The sequence below is a fragment of the Streptomyces sp. NPDC018000 genome (assembly GCF_044328025.1).
GTDB lineage: Bacteria > Actinomycetota > Actinomycetes > Streptomycetales > Streptomycetaceae > Streptomyces.
Genome location: NZ_JBIRGM010000008.1, coordinates 36,992 through 51,342, shown reverse-complemented (window position 1 = coordinate 51,342; position 14,351 = coordinate 36,992). Strand labels below are relative to the sequence as shown.

Genomic DNA, 14,351 nt, shown 5'->3' with positions numbered 1-14,351 from the left:
CTGTGAGGGTCGGTGGAGCTGCTTCGGGGCGAGTGATAACGGCCCCGTAAGCTTCCGGGGCGTCGGGCAGTCTGTGGACCTGCCCGGCAAAGCACGACGTTGGGGCCGTGATCTTTAGAGGCTCGTCTCAAAGGGGCTGCCTTATTGGCAGGATGACAAGGCCCAGGCCTACAGCCGTGGCTTCAGTAAGAATCTGGACGATGCGAGGAGTGCCCTCAAGTGACCGGCCTGCTGCGGGGGCCGTGGGGAGTGACCCTTATCCTCGCGAATCTGCTCAACGCCTACGTTGCCTACGGCGCACTTGTGACTCAGCCGCAAAAGGCCTGGGACGAACAGACGCTGACGGGTGTCGAGTTCGCGTCAGTGCTGCTGATCACGCTCGGCGTCATCACGTCCCTGCTCGCCCTGCTTCCCGTGCGGCGGCGGACTCTCAGCCGCTGGTGGCTGGTGCCGTCACTGACTTTTCTGGCAGTAGGCGCGGCACGTTGGGCGTACATTGTTCACGCCTATCCGCAGGGTCCCGGCGGCTGAGTGGCGCAGCAGCCCTCCGGCTGGCCTCCCCGGCCCTTCAGCCACCCCGGAACCAGCAGCGGGGCGTGGATCTCAGCCCACTCCGCGTCGGTAGGTGGTTCTTTTCCCAAGGTTCTTTGGGCAGGGCCGTGACACCGGGTTCTCGAGGGCGAGCGCCCGGTGTCACGGAAGCCGAGCCGTCACGGCCAGGTGTTTTCGATGCAGTCGTGCCTGATCGCATAGGCGGCCGGACCGCCCTTCTCGACCGCCCGGTAGACAGCGGAGCGATGGGTATCGAGGCGCTGCACCATCTCGATACTGCGCAGCTGCTGGTTGTCGAGGTAGAAGAGCACGGCCGACCGGGTCAGGACGGGCCGGATTTCCCGGTCGCGTGTCTTGATGCGGCCGTCCTTGGTTAACGGAACCCACGAACGGTCGAGGCCGTGGGTGATCCATTCCTCGTCAGGGATGTGCTGTCCGTCCTCCGGAAACACGTCTGCGATGCGGTGGACGACCCAGCCCCGTGCCCGCAACTCTTCCGCTACACGACGCCCGAAATTCCGGTCGAGGAAGAATTCAGGCTGCAAGGTGCACCACTGCTTCGCAGAGCGCGTCCACCTGCTCGGGAGTCATGTCGAAGTCGTAGGCGATCTCCTCAACGGATTCCCCGGCCTCCCACAGATCGGTGATGGCTTTGACGGAGACGTGGTTCGCCGCGACGACCGGCAGACCTCGCCCGAACCGGGGGTCGATCACGACCGGGACTTCCTCCCCGTACTGCCTGAGTTGCAGGCTCGACGGGAAATCGTCATCACCTTCCCAGGTGAGATAGCGGAGGTATTCGGCCACGACCTCGTGGATGGGTGCTTGGCCGTCCCTCGCCCTGCGCAGGTCGCCGAGGCCGTGCTCGACGAAGATGTCCACGCCATCAGTCGCGATGCGCTTCGAGACCAGACCGTACGGGGTGTCGAAGGCGTCCCGCACGGCGGCTGCGGCCTCTCTGATCTCACTCATCCTCAGTCCGAGGGTGCGCAGGGACCGCAGCACGTGGGCTTCGGCCACTGCGATGAACGGTACGGAGGGCTGCCCCTTGCGCACCGGTTCCACCGCGTGCACCAGGGGGGCGCCCGCGGCTTTGCCGCTCAGCCAGGCGCTGAGGGTCGAATACGGAATTTGCAGGTACGAGGACGTCTCCGCAGGCGTCAAAAACCCATCCGTGAATCTGTCGACCATGATCCACCTCCCGTGGCGTCGGTCCGCATCGTTGCATATCGCCTCGCCCACCGTTCGCAGGCGGCAAGTCTGGATGCCGCCCAGTCGTCCCGCCGGGTGCGGCGATGTCTCGAACGGGCCGAGGGCGCGTCGGTCACCGGCCGGGGTGGAAGCGGCGGTTGCTCTTCAACTCGTCTATGAACGAGGTCCAGGAGTTCGCGGGGAAGGTCAGTGCCGGGCCGTCGGCGGTCTTGCTGTCACGGACGGGGACGACTCCGGGGAATCCGTCCGCCACCTCGACGCAGTCGCCCCCCTCCTGATTGCTGTAGCTGCTTTTGCGCCAGGCGACGGCGGTCGGATCGGGACGGGACATTCGCGTCATGGTGGTTGTCCTCCATCGCGGATCGGATCATGTCGAGCGACATGCGAGGGGGCAGAGCCGCTGCCCGGAGCTGATCGTAGGTCACCGCGAAGCGCCTGACCTCCTCCGGATCCTCGATCAACTGGCCGTAGTGCGCGCCTTCCGTGTAGCCGGCCTCCGTGCCGTCGGGGAGGTCCAGAACGGTCAGGGAGCCGCCCAGGGCGTCGTGCTCGCCGTGGGCGAACGGCAGTACCTGCACGGTGATGTGGGGTTCCTCGGCCGTGGCCAGCAGACGGGCCAGTTGGTCTTTCATGACTTCCGGGCCGCCCACCGGGCGCCGTAGGACGGCTTCGTCGAGGATCACCCACAGCTCGGGGCGATCGGTGCTCCGCAGACGGTCTTGCCGGGCCATTCGCGCCAACAGCCGTTCCTCCAGCTGCTCTTCGCTCTTGAGCGTACGTCCGACGCTCAGCAGCGCCCGTGCGTAGCGCTCGGTCTGCAGCAGGCCCGGCATAACATGTGCGACGTATTGTCTGATCGCCGTCGCACGCGCCGAGAGGGTCATGAACGCCTGCACCCAGTCCGGGAACGCTTCCCGGTAGACGTACGGCCACAGGTCGACCAGCAGGTCGTCCGCCACCAGCGCGGTGTCCAGGGCCTGTGCCAGCTCCTGGGACGGCTTGGCTCCGGATGACCGTTCGATCTGGGTGATCCGAGTGCTCACGACGTGTGTCATCCTGCCCAGCTCGGCCTGGGTCAGCCCGGCCGCCGTACGGAGTCTGCGCACCCGCGAACCGAACAGGGCGGCCATCGAATGCTGGGGATCGATCGCTTTGGCCATGGCGTCACTTCCTCTGCTTACGTCCGGGAAGGTAATGCTTCGTCACCTTCCGAGCCTACGCACGCCCGTCGACTCTTGACTGCGGAACGTAGCGAATTCCGCACTCTGCGGGACGCGTGAGGAACGACGGGATGGGATGGGCCGCACCATGCTCAGGGAAGTGACTGTGCCGGACGATGGGTCGGAGCGAGAGCCGGAGAGCGCTCTGCTTGCGGAAGGACGGGAGGCGGCGGCGCTTGCGAGCGCCCAAAGGCGCGTCTTTTCAAGGCAGTTCCCTTCCACATCTCGCGGTGCCCGGCTTGCGCGGCTGACGGTGGTGAGGCATCTCGGCGAGTGGGGGTTGCCGTCGGCGTCGGAGGCCTCCTGCACCGTTGCCCTGGTGGTTGCCGAGCTTGCCTCCAATGCGGTGCGTCATGGACGGGTCCGTGGCCGGAACTTTCTCCTGAGCGTGACGTACGAGACGAGAGCCCGGCGTATTCGGATCGAGGTCTCCGACGCTTGCCCGGAACTGCCGCCGGTCGGCCCGTCCATGCCGGCCGACGGAGAGGAGTCGGGGCGCGGTCTGGTCCTCGTCGATGTGCTCGCCGACCGATGGGGGGCGGTTCCCCGTACTTCCCTCGGGAAGACGGTGTGGGCGGAGTGCCTCGTTGAGTCAACTGTCATGGATTAGCGGCTGGTTGTCGTGATCCTCTTGAGACGTCGTTTCAGGCGGAGCGGCCCATTGGCCACTTTCCTCCCTGTTCCGTGCTGGACGCGGGATATACCGTGCGGGACGTCGATTTCGTCCGACGGAATCCGCGAACCGGGAGGGGACCCGCGTGTACGTGTGGAGCGACGACATCTGGAGCTACAGCGAGGACCTGGAGTACGTCTGGCAGGTCGGGCTGATGAGCGACGAGCAGGGACGAATGTGGCCCGCCGTCAACCTCAAGCACGTCAAGATCAACGCGAACGGTCGCTGGCCCTACGTGGAGAGCGTCACGGTCAAGGGCGAATACGCCCTGCGCGCCCCGGACGGATCGAAGGTCAAGGGCACCTTCGAACAGAAGAAGACCCCGGGCTCCACCCCGGCCCAGTGCTGGGGCGACCAGACACTCGCGGTCGGGGCCGGCGGTTCCTGGGTGGTGGAGGCCACCCTGAGGGCCGACGCCTTCGACAACCGCCTGTTCAACTCACCCCGCACCTATCACGCGAGCTTCACGCAGACCGTCGACCTGTCCCACGTCGTCGTGCCCGAGAGGACACACCTCGTTGCCGGGCACATCGAGAAGGTCGTCAACGTCGCGGGCGCCTCACAGGACAACGGCGGCGCGGTGGACCTGTGGTCGTGGGCCGACGTCGACCAGCAGAAGTTCCGGCTGGACCCGCTGGACAACGGCCACTACCGGATCATCGCCAAGCACAGCGGTAAGGTCCTGGAGGTCGACGGGGCCTGGCAGGACAACGAGACCCCGATCGTGCAGCGCGACTGGGCCGGCACGCCGAACCAGATGTTCCGACTCGACCCCTTGGGCGACGGATGGTTCCGGATCACCGCCAAGCACAGCGGCAAGGCCCTCACCGTGGCGTCGGGCAAGGGCGACGACGGCACCGAGATCCACCAATGGGAGTGGGCCGACCAGCCCCACCAGAAGTTCCAGGTCCGCCCGCTGGACGACAACACCTGGTGAGACCACCGGCCGGCCGGGACGGTTCGAGCGGGCCGAGCGTCCCGGCCGGCCTGGACGGTCAGGAGGCGGCGGCGGCTTCAGGACGACCGGGACGGGGGCCGGAGCATCGCCTCGCGCTCCCGCGCGTCGGCCTCGCGGACTCCGCCCCCGTCCTCAGGTGCGGTCCACCGGTGCCGTGCCCGTCAGGATGCGTGGCTCCTCGCCCTGGTACACCCGGCGGGCCTCGGCCGCCGTGTAACGCGGCAGGACCGTGCCCAGCCAGCCCGCCAGGAAGCCGGCCGGGATGGAGACGAGACCGGTCGTGGTGAACGGGAACCAGTTGAAGTCGTACTCGGGGAAGACCGAAGTGGGGGAGCCCGAGACCAGATTGGTGCCGGTGATCAGCACCAGGACGGTGACGGTGCCGACGATCAGGGTGCAGAGGAGTCCGGTACGGGTGAAGCGTCGCCAGAACATGCTGTAGATGAGCGCCGGGGCCAGCGCCGACGCGCCGACGCAGAACGAGAGCGTCGCCAGCGCCTGTACGTTCCAGTGCCTGGCCACGACGGCGAGTGAGATGGCCAGCAGGCCGACGGCGAGCGCCGAGACCTGTGCCGTACGCATTTCGGACAGGCCCGGCAGTGGTTTTCTGCCCGGGTTGCGCACGCCGTGCAGACCGTGGGCGAAGAGATCGCGCGCGAGGGAATTCGCGCAGGCCAGGATCATTCCGGCGACGGAGGCGAGCAGGGTCAGAAAGATCGCCGTCGTCATCATCGTGACGACCAGTGCCCCGAGTTGGCCGCCGCTCGCGACCGCGCCGGTGACCTGGAGGATCGCGCTGTTCCCGGAGGCTCCGGCGGCGGTGACGCGCTCGGGGCCGACGAACGCCGCGGTGCCGAAGCCGATCACGACGAGCAGCAGACAGATCCCGGCCACCACGGCGATGGCCCAGGACATGGTGCGGCGTACCGCCTGCGCGGACGGGGCGCTCGTCAGGCGCATGGTGACGTGGGGCAGGCAGGCGGCGCCGAGTACCACGGTCAGTTCGGAGCTGACCATGTCGAGTCCGCTTCCCTCGAACTGGAGCCCGGAGCGCAGGTATGCGGCTCCCTCGCCGCTGCTGTGCCGGGCGGCGGAGAGCAGGGCGCCGGTGTTCCAGTCGAAGCGGTTCATGATCAGTAGGGAGACGGTGAACGCGGCGACGAAAAGGACCACGGTCTTCACGATCTGGATCAGTGAGGTGCCCTTCATGCCGCCGATCGCCGCGTAGCCGATCATCAGGACGCCGAGGCCGATGATGACGCCGGTGCGGAATCCGGAGCTGTCGAATCCCAGGATGAAGGCGAGCAGGTCGCCGGTGCTGGCGAGCTGGACGACCATCATGGGGATGAGCGCGGCGATGGTGGTGGCGCAGGCGGTGATGCGGACCGCGCGGCCGGGTGCGCGACGTACCAGCACGTCGCCCATGGTGAACCCGCCGATGTTGCGCAGCGGTTCGGCCAGCAGGAACATCAGCAGGACGAGCGAGAGGGTGATGCTCAGGGCGAGGATCATCCCGTCGTAGCCGGTGAGGGCGATGATGCCCGTGGTGCCGAGAACCGTGGCGGCGGAGAGGTAGTCGCCGGCGAGCGCGAGGCCGCTCCGCATCGGCGAGAGGGTGTGGGAGCCGGCGTAGAACTCGTCGAGTTCGTCGCGGTCCGGGCCGGTCATCACGCAGAGCAGCAGCGCGATGGTGCCCACGGCGAGAAAGGCCACCAGGGACATCGACCGTACGGAGTCGTCGAATACGTTCACCGGGCCGCTCCCGCTCCTCGGAGCCGGGCCGCGAGCGGGTCGACCGTGCGGCGGGCGGTCCGCTCGTACAGGACGACGGCGAGCAGCGTGACGGGGAGCTGGCAGAGGCCGAGCGCCAGGCCGAGATTGAGACCGCCGAACAAGGGGTGCTGCAGCTGGTCCTTGGCGAAGGCGGAGAGCAGCAGGAAGACGATGAAGTAGCCGAGCGCGGTCAGCGCCGCGACGCGTCTGAGCTTCCGGTACGCGGTGCGCAGCCGGCGCAGGTCGCCATGACGGGCGGGCGCGTGGTCGGGCGCGTGGTCGGGCGTCCGGGGGGAAGGGAACTCGGACGAGGTGGCTGCGGCCGACGGTGCCGGGGGCGGCACGGGGTGTGAACGCTGCCAGGGCAGCAGGTAGTCGGCCTGCTGTGGGGGCGGGGGCTGAGGGCTTCCGTGCGACATCGGGGTGCTGCTCCTTGCGTGGCTCGGTTCCTGGCTGGACGGCAATGCAGGAGTGCGGGGTGGGGGAGTGCTGTCGGAAGCGTGAACATTACTCGTGGGTATGGGGGGTTGGGGAGACCTTGGCGTGAACTGCCTAGGGGATTGGCGTAGTTGTATGAGGGGGCGGGTGGGAGCGGAGCCTTTGGTGTTCTCCGGGTGTTGCCCGGGTGTCGTCGGGGTGTCCGCCGGGGGCTTTCCCGAGGGCTTCGGGATCTACCGCGCGGGTCCCCGGGCGAGGGGCCTCCGGCCTCGGACGGCCCGCCGCCGGTCGTGTGGCTCCAGGTTCCCCGGCGTAACCAGGACCATGCATTTATCTGAAAAAACGACAACTGGTGCGGAATGCCTGATTGGGTGCTTTACTCCCTTCTTAGGTTTAGGTGCTCATACCGTCACATGTACGGCTTGTATGGGTATCTGACGCCATGAACGACTGGATGTCTCACACAGAGGGGTAGCCAGGAATGGATGGACTGAGGCGGCTTCGTGCCGCTACGAACGCGCCCGGGGGAGGGCGGTCCTGGTGGCCGTCGTCCCGTCCCGGGACACAGGGGGGCGAGAGGGGCGGTACGTCATCGCGTACGGCCCGGGGAGGCCGAGTCGGGCCGAGACGGAAGCCTGGAGGGTGCTGAATGACCGCCATGGTTCGACGATCAGGGCAACGGTTTCGGTTGCGGCGGTCCCGGTCGGGAGCGGTAGTGGGCACGATGGCGCTGCTGGCGTCGACGCTCGGTCTGGCGGTCGGGTTGACTTCGGCGCCTGCGCAGGCAGCCAACCCGACAGTCACGTGTACAACGAGCCCGAACATCTTCAACACCGGTTACAACGCGGCGACCGGGGGCGTCCTTCCCGCCGACGCGAAGGATGCGAACTGGCAGGTCGCTGGGCCCTTCCCAGCAACTGCTTCGGTCTCTCCTCCGCCTGCGGGTGCTGCGTTCGCGGCGGCCAACGTGGGCAACCTGGTCCCAGGCTGGTGGGCTGCCAGCCCCTACGGGAACGCGCAATGGATCTCACAACAGACCACGACCAACCCGGGCCAAGGTGTCACCAACGGTGACTGGTATTACCGCTACCAGTTCGACCTCTCCCCGTCTGTTAGCGCGTCCGCGTTCGCGCTGTCCATGAACTTCCTCGCCGACAACGCCGTGGCCGAGGTGTATGTCAACGGTGTCGCCCAGTCCAACCAGACGACAGGGCTACCACAAACCACGTTGACTGGTCCGCCGCCTGCCGGGCAGCAGACCGGCACGTATTACTACGCGGGCTACGAGACGGCGAAAGCCGCGCAGACGACACTGAACCACAACTGGCAGACCGGCTTGAACACGATCGACGTGCTGATCAAGTCCGGTGAAGCGTTGGAGGGTTTTGACGCGCAGGTTCGGCCGAGCGTGCTGTGCCCATCCCCCTCAGTGTCGGTGAAGAAGACGGCCGACCCTCAGACCGTGAAGGCCGCGGGCGAGACGATCACGTACTCGTTCGTGCTGACCAACACCGGAAACGTGGAACTGAAGGACCTGGCCGTCAAGGAGACCTCGTTCTCCGGTACCGGTACCCCGCCGGTGGCCCAGTGCCCGGACGGTCCGCTGGCCCCGGGCAAGAGTGCGACCTGCACTGCCACTTACACGGTCACGCAGGAGGACATCGACGCGGGTTCGCTGGAGAACACGGCCACCGGCACTGGCATCTTGCCGGATGGGGGTGACCCCGTGGAGTCGCCCCCGTCCGAGGCGAAGGTCTCGTCGCCGCCCGAGCCTGACCTGACGGTCGTCAAGTCGGGGAAGACGGAGAAGCCTGGCGAGCTGGTGGTCGGTGAGAAGGTCGGCTACGAGTTCGTGGTGACGAACACGGGCAATGTGACGCTGAAGGACGTCAAGGTGATCGAGGGTGAGTTCACCGGGACTGGGAAGCTGTCCGATGTTGTCTGCCCTGCCGAGGCTGGTTCGTTGGCGCCTGGTGCGAGTGTGACGTGTAAGGCGTCGTACGAGGTGACGCAGGCGGATGTCGACGCGGGGTCGATCAAGAACTCGGCGACGTCCACGGGTACGCCGCCCGGTGGGACCGAGCCGCCGGTGTCGCCTCCGTCGGAGGTGACGGTTCCGGCGCCTTCGAAGCCTGACCTGAAGGTCGTCAAGTCGGCGACGACGGAGAAGCCTGGCGAGCTGGTGGTCGGTGAGAAGGTCTCCTACGAGTTCGTGGTGACGAACACGGGCAATGTGACGCTGAAGGACGTCAAGGTGATCGAGGGTGAGTTCACCGGGACTGGGAAGCTGTCCGATGTTGTCTGCCCGGCCGAGGCTGCTTCTCTTGCGCCTGGTGCGAGTGTGACGTGTAAGGCGTCGTACGAGGTGACGCAGGCGGATGTCGACGCGGGGTCGATCAAGAACTCGGCGACGTCCACGGGTACGCCGCCCGGTGGGACTGAGCCGCCGGTGTCGCCTCCGTCGGAGGTGACGGTTCCGGCGCCTTCGAAGCCTGACCTGAAGGTCGTCAAGTCGGCGACGACGGAGAAGCCTGGCGAGCTGGTGGCCGGTGAGAAGGTCTCCTACGAGTTCGTGGTGACGAACACGGGCAATGTGACGCTGAAGGACGTCAAGGTGATCGAGGGTGAGTTCACCGGGACCGGAAAGCTGTCCGATGTTGTCTGCCCGGCCGAGGCTGCTTCTCTTGCGCCTGGTGCGAGTGTGACGTGTAAGGCGTCGTACGAGGTGACGCAGGCGGATGTCGACGCGGGGTCGATCAAGAACTCGGCCACGTCCACGGGCACCCCGCCCGGTGGGACTGAGCCGCCGGTGTCGCCTCCGTCGGAGGTGGAGGTTCCGGCGCCTTCGAAGCCTGACCTGAAGGTCGTCAAGTCGGGGAAGACGGAGAAGCCGGGCGAGCTGGTAGTGGGCGAGAAGGTCTCCTACGAGTTCGCGGTGACGAACACGGGCAATGTGACGCTGAAGGACGTCAAGGTGATCGAGGGTGAGTTCACCGGGACCGGGAAGCTGTCCGATGTCGATTGCCCCGATGGGGCCGCATCTCTCGCGCCTGGTGCGAGTGTGACGTGTAAGGCGTCGTACGAGGTGACGCAGGCGGATGTGGACGCGGGTTCGATCGAGAACTCCGCGACGTCCACGGGTACTCCGCCCGGCGGGACCGAGTCCCCGGTGTCGCCCCCGTCGAAGGTGAAGGTTCCGGCCAACGGTGAGGGACGGCTCGACCTGGTCAAGACCGCGAAGCCGGTCGACGTCAACAGGAACGGCAGGACCGACCTCGGCGACCGCATCGAGTGGAAGCTGAAGGTGTCCAACAAGGGCACCCGTACCGTCACCGACATCAAGGTCTCGGACCCCACCGCGGGTCAGGTGACCTGCCCGGCGACGAGCCTGGCACCAGGGAAGTCCATGGACTGCACCGCCCCGGCGCACACGATCACCGCCAAGGACGTGGCGAACGGGAAGGTCGTCAACAAGGCGACCGCCTTCGGGAAGTCCGGCGAGAAGAAGGTCTACTCCCCTGAGGCCAGCTCCACGGTGAAGATCAAGCCGGGCGACAAGCCCGTCGGACCGCTCTACCCGAACGGACCGGGCAACCCGTATGTCCAGAGTGCCGGGACGTACCCGACAGACCACAAGTCCTCCGGGCCGCTGGCGTCCACCGGTACCAAGGGACTCACCCTCCTCGGGATCGGCGGTGCGCTGTTGGTCGCCGGTGGACTCGTCCTCGGTGCCAGCAGGCGTCGACGCCGTACCAACTGAACAGATAAGAAGCGAGGTTGAGTCGGAGCTGACCCAGGAATGACTCGACCGCACCGACCGGCGCCCGCCGGGCACACGGAACCGACCGTGAGCCCGGTGGGCGTCTCATGTTTCCGGGCAACGCCTTCCTAGGCGGAACCACCCTTGAGGCGTCGTCTCATTTGGTGAGTCGGCGGTAGTAAATGAGGGTGCGGGCGATGCGGTGTCGGATGCCGCGCTTACCGAGCCATCGGCGCAGGTGGTCGTAGTCGCCTGCGACGCGCAGCGGTACCTCAAGCGCGTCATCTGCCGCCAACTCTTCAAGACCCTCGAACGGGTAGACCGCCCCACGCCCAGAAGCATCGTGGACCTTGTTCAAGCGGCTTGACACGGCATAGCAGCCTCGCGGGCTTTTCCCGAGGGCTCCAGGGCCTTCCGTGCGGGTCCCCCGTGCGAGGGGCCTGCGGCCTCGGCTGGCCCGCCGCCAGTCGTGTGGCCTCAGGCCCCCGATGCAAGCAAGACGGTGCATTTATCTAAAAAGCGACAACTAGTGCGAAACGGCTGATTGGGTGCTTTACTCCTTTCTTAGGTTCAGATTCTCATACCGTCACATGTAGGGCGTATATGAGCATCTGACGCAGTGAACGACTGGGTGTCTTATGCAGAGGGGTAGCCAGGAATGGATGGACTGAGGCGGCTTTGCGCCGCTACGAACGGGCCCGGGGGAGGGCGGTCCTGGTGGCCGTCGTCCCGTCCCGGGGCGCAGGGGGGCGAGAGGGGCGGTACGGCATCGCGTACGGCCCGGGGAGGCCGAGTCCGGCCGAGGCGGAAGCCGGGAGGGTTCTGAATGGCCATCAAGAACACACGCCGGGGGCGGCACAGAAGGCGTCGCTCCCTCGCAGGAATCCTGGCCGTGACGCTGGTAACGGGAATGACCGCCCTGGCGACCCCGCTGCTCACCGCCCCCGCCTCCTACGCGGCGGCCGGTGACCCGTTCGACGCGGCCGACCCGGCGGTCTTCGTCGCACAGGATGAGCCCACGCGCCTCTACAAGGCGATCACCGCCGCCTCCGGCAAGGTGGACTTCGAGCCTGAGGGGCCCGCCGTCGGATTCACGTACAACGCCATCAGCTATAACACGGCGGACAACTATCTGTACGGGGTGGTCGTGAAAGGGTCGGCCGACATGCCCGTCGGCTCAATCGTCCGGATCGGGCAGGGGGGTGTCGCCACCCGCGTGGGCAACGACATCGTGCCGAACGGCGGCGCGAACTGGGGCGCGTTCGCCCCGGACGGCGGTTTCTACGTGGGCACTAGTGGCACCGACGTGGCCTACCGGGTGGACCCCGCCACCGGCAAGGTGACCTCGACGATTCAGTTGCCCATGGTGCCGCCCACACCCGACCTCACGTACGCGGACGGCTACTTCTGGGGCGTCGAGATAAGTGGCAAGGTAGTTCGTGTCGACCTCCTGGGCGCGACCAAGACCGTCACGACCTTCGACGCGGTGCTTCCGGCGAGCCCCCTCGGATACGGTGCGCTCTGGACATTCGGCAACGGCACTATCGGTGCCTCCGACAACGATTCAGGCATCGTCTACCGGGTCAAGATCACTAACCCGGGATCGGCGAATCCGACGTTCACCCTCGTCTCCTCCTCGCCCGGCCCGGCCAGCGGCAACAACGACGGCGCGGCCTCTCCCGGTCTGCCCACAGACCTTGCGGTTGTGAAGAAGGGCCCCGAGACCTTCAAGCTGGGAACCACCCTCACCTACACCCTGACGGTGAAGAACAACGGACCCGGCAACTCCAGCGGCTACACCGTCACCGACGCCGTTCCGGCGCCGCTGACCAACGTCAAGACCTCGACACCGGGCTGCACGGTGGCCGGCAACACCGTGACCTGCGTCGGTGGCCGTACCCTCGCGGGGGCGGAGGACACGATCACCATCACCGCGGACAGCCCGGCCTCGAAGACCGAACCGGTCACGAACACCGGGACGGTCCTCGCCAACGAGAAGGACCCGACCCCGGAGAACAACGAGTCCTCATTCGAGAGCTCCCCGCAGATGCCGGGGCTTTCGGTGAAGAAGACGGCTGACCCCGCGACCGTGAAGGCCGCGGGCGAGAAGATCACGTACTCGTTCGTGCTGACCAACACGGGGAACGTGGAACTGAAGGATCTGGCCGTCAAGGAGACCTCCTTCTCCGGCACCGGTACCCCGCCGGTGGCGGAGTGTCCGGACGGTCCGCTGGCCCCGGGCAAGAGTGCGACCTGCACTGCCACTTACACGGTCACGCAGGAGGACATCGACGCGGGTTCGCTGGAGAACACGGCCACCGGCACTGGCATCTTGCCGGATGGGGGTGACCCCGTGGAGTCGCCCCCGTCCGAGGCGAAGGTCTCGTCGCCGTCCGACCCCGCCCTGACGGTCGTCAAGTCGGGGAAGACCGAGAAGCCGGGCGAGCTGGTGGTGGGCGAGAAGGTCTCCTACGAGTTCGTGGTGACGAACACGGGCAATGTGACGCTGAAGGACGTCAAGGTGAACGAGGGTGAGTTCACCGGGACCGGCAAGTTGTCCGATGTTGTCTGCCCCGCCGACGCTGCTTCTCTTGCGCCTGGTGCGAGTGTGACGTGTAAGGCGTCGTACGAGGTGACGCAGGCGGATGTCGACGCGGGGTCGATCAAGAACTCGGCGACGTCCACCGGTACGCCGCCCGGGGGGACCGAGCCGCCGGTGTCGCCTCCGTCGGAGGTGACGGTTCCGGCGCCTCCGAAGCCCGACCTGAAGGTCGTCAAGACGGGGAAGGCCGAGAAGCCCGGCAAGCTGGTCGCCGGCGAGAAGGTCTTCTACGAGTTCCTGGTGACCAACACGGGCAACGTGACGCTCAAGGACGTCAAGGTGAACGAGGGCGAGTTCACCGGGACGGGCAAGCTCTCCGATGTTGCCTGTCCGGCCGATGCTGCTTCGTTGGCGCCCGGTGGGAGTGTGACCTGTAAGGCGTCGTACGAGGTGACGCAGGCCGACGTCGACGCGGGTTCCATCGAGAACTCGGCGACGGCCACGGGCACTCCGCCCGGCGGGATCGAGCCGCCGGTGTCGCCCCCGTCGAAGGTGAAGGTTCCGGCCAACGGTGAGGGACGGCTCGACCTGGTCAAGACCGCGAAGCCGGTCGACGTCAACAAGAACGGCAGGACCGACCTCGGCGACCGCATCGAGTGGAAGCTGAAGGTGTCCAACAAGGGCACCCGTACCGTCACCGACATCAAGGTCTCGGACCCCACCGCGGGTCAGGTGACCTGCCCGGCGACGAGCCTGGCACCAGGGAAGTCCATGGACTGCACCGCCCCGGCGCACACGATCACCGCCAAGGACGTGGCGAACGGGAAGGTCGTCAACAAGGCGATCGCTTCCGGGAAGTCGGGTGACAAGAAGGTCTTCTCCCCCGAGGCCAGCTCCACGGTGAAGATCAAGCCGGGCGACAAGCCCGTCGGACCGGTCTACCCGAACGGGCCGGGCAACCCGTATGTCCCGGGCAGCCCGAACGGGCCGGGCAACGCGTATGTCGCGAGTGCCCGGACATACCCGACGGACCACAAGTCCTCCGGGCCGCTGGCATCCACCGGTGCCAAGGGACTCACCCTCCTCGGGATCGGCGGTGCGCTGTTGGTTGCCGGTGGACTCGTCCTCGGGGTCAGCAGTCGCCGACGCCGCACCAACTGAACAGATACACAACGAGGTTGAGCCGGAGCTGACTAACCTCGATCTTGCGTGAGGGTCCGTCG

The 14,351-nt window shown here is 66.7% G+C and carries 12 protein-coding genes; 5 read left to right on the top strand and 7 right to left on the bottom strand.

The window, feature by feature from the left end; genetic code table 11:
- Positions 1-219: 219 nt before the first annotated feature.
- Positions 220-531, top strand: a complete 312-nt coding sequence (locus ACH4EW_RS19145) for a hypothetical protein (RefSeq protein WP_398258305.1) — start codon at positions 220-222, stop codon at positions 529-531.
- Positions 532-710: 179 nt separating this feature from the next.
- Here ACH4EW_RS19145 and ACH4EW_RS19140 read toward each other — a convergent pair whose 3' ends face one another.
- The 4 genes from ACH4EW_RS19140 to ACH4EW_RS19125 all read right to left on the bottom strand — a co-directional run bounded on the left by ACH4EW_RS19140 (position 711) and on the right by ACH4EW_RS19125 (position 2,894).
- Complete coding sequence (locus ACH4EW_RS19140) at positions 711-1,097, bottom strand: toxin-antitoxin system, toxin component, PIN family protein (RefSeq protein ID WP_398258303.1); 387 nt, start codon at positions 1,095-1,097, stop codon at positions 711-713.
- The gene (locus tag ACH4EW_RS19135) at positions 1,087-1,743 is read right to left on the bottom strand and encodes a DUF433 domain-containing protein (protein WP_398258301.1); all 657 of its coding nucleotides are present in this window, start codon (positions 1,741-1,743) and stop codon (positions 1,087-1,089) included. Before ACH4EW_RS19135 ends, ACH4EW_RS19140 begins: the two co-directional genes overlap by 11 nt.
- Positions 1,744-1,876: 133 nt before the next feature.
- Entirely contained in the window at positions 1,877-2,017 is a 141-nt protein-coding gene (locus tag ACH4EW_RS19130; RefSeq protein ID WP_398258299.1) for a DUF397 domain-containing protein, read from the bottom strand.
- Complete coding sequence (locus ACH4EW_RS19125) at positions 1,980-2,894, bottom strand: Scr1 family TA system antitoxin-like transcriptional regulator (RefSeq protein ID WP_398258566.1); 915 nt, start codon at positions 2,892-2,894, stop codon at positions 1,980-1,982. The genes ACH4EW_RS19130 and ACH4EW_RS19125 overlap by 38 nt, the downstream gene beginning before the upstream one ends.
- Before the next feature lie 190 nt (positions 2,895-3,084).
- Here ACH4EW_RS19125 and ACH4EW_RS19120 point away from each other — a divergent pair, with 190 nt between their 5' ends.
- Together ACH4EW_RS19120 and ACH4EW_RS19115 are read left to right on the top strand one after the other, a co-directional pair.
- Complete coding sequence (locus ACH4EW_RS19120; RefSeq protein ID WP_398258297.1) at positions 3,085-3,594, top strand: ATP-binding protein; 510 nt, start codon at positions 3,085-3,087, stop codon at positions 3,592-3,594.
- A 148-nt stretch (positions 3,595-3,742) separates the two neighbouring features.
- On the top strand, positions 3,743-4,594 hold the full coding sequence (locus tag ACH4EW_RS19115; protein WP_398258295.1) for an RICIN domain-containing protein: 852 nt from the start codon (positions 3,743-3,745) through the stop codon (positions 4,592-4,594).
- Positions 4,595-4,747: 153 nt separating this feature from the next.
- Here the strand turns inward: ACH4EW_RS19115 and ACH4EW_RS19110 are convergent, their stop codons facing one another.
- Both ACH4EW_RS19110 and ACH4EW_RS19105 read right to left on the bottom strand, forming a co-directional pair.
- Positions 4,748-6,367: a cation acetate symporter gene (locus ACH4EW_RS19110; protein ID WP_398258293.1), complete on the bottom strand. Its 1,620-nt coding sequence runs from the start codon at positions 6,365-6,367 to the stop codon at positions 4,748-4,750.
- Positions 6,364-6,807, bottom strand: a complete 444-nt coding sequence (locus tag ACH4EW_RS19105) for a DUF485 domain-containing protein (protein ID WP_398258291.1) — start codon at positions 6,805-6,807, stop codon at positions 6,364-6,366. The genes ACH4EW_RS19110 and ACH4EW_RS19105 overlap by 4 nt, the downstream gene beginning before the upstream one ends.
- A gap of 743 nt (positions 6,808-7,550) precedes the next feature.
- On the opposite strand from ACH4EW_RS19105, the gene ACH4EW_RS19100 reads away from it, so the two are divergent.
- On the top strand, positions 7,551-10,586 hold the full coding sequence (locus ACH4EW_RS19100; protein ID WP_398258564.1) for a hypothetical protein: 3,036 nt from the start codon (positions 7,551-7,553) through the stop codon (positions 10,584-10,586).
- Positions 10,587-10,743: 157 nt separating this feature from the next.
- On the opposite strand, the gene ACH4EW_RS19095 is transcribed toward ACH4EW_RS19100, so the two are convergent.
- Complete coding sequence (locus tag ACH4EW_RS19095) at positions 10,744-10,956, bottom strand: hypothetical protein (protein ID WP_398258289.1); 213 nt, start codon at positions 10,954-10,956, stop codon at positions 10,744-10,746.
- Between the two features lie 522 nt (positions 10,957-11,478).
- On the opposite strand from ACH4EW_RS19095, the gene ACH4EW_RS19090 reads away from it, so the two are divergent.
- A complete protein-coding gene (locus ACH4EW_RS19090) occupies positions 11,479-14,289 on the top strand; it encodes a DUF6923 family protein (protein ID WP_398258287.1) in 2,811 nt (936 codons plus the stop codon).
- Positions 14,290-14,351 lie beyond the last annotated feature (62 nt).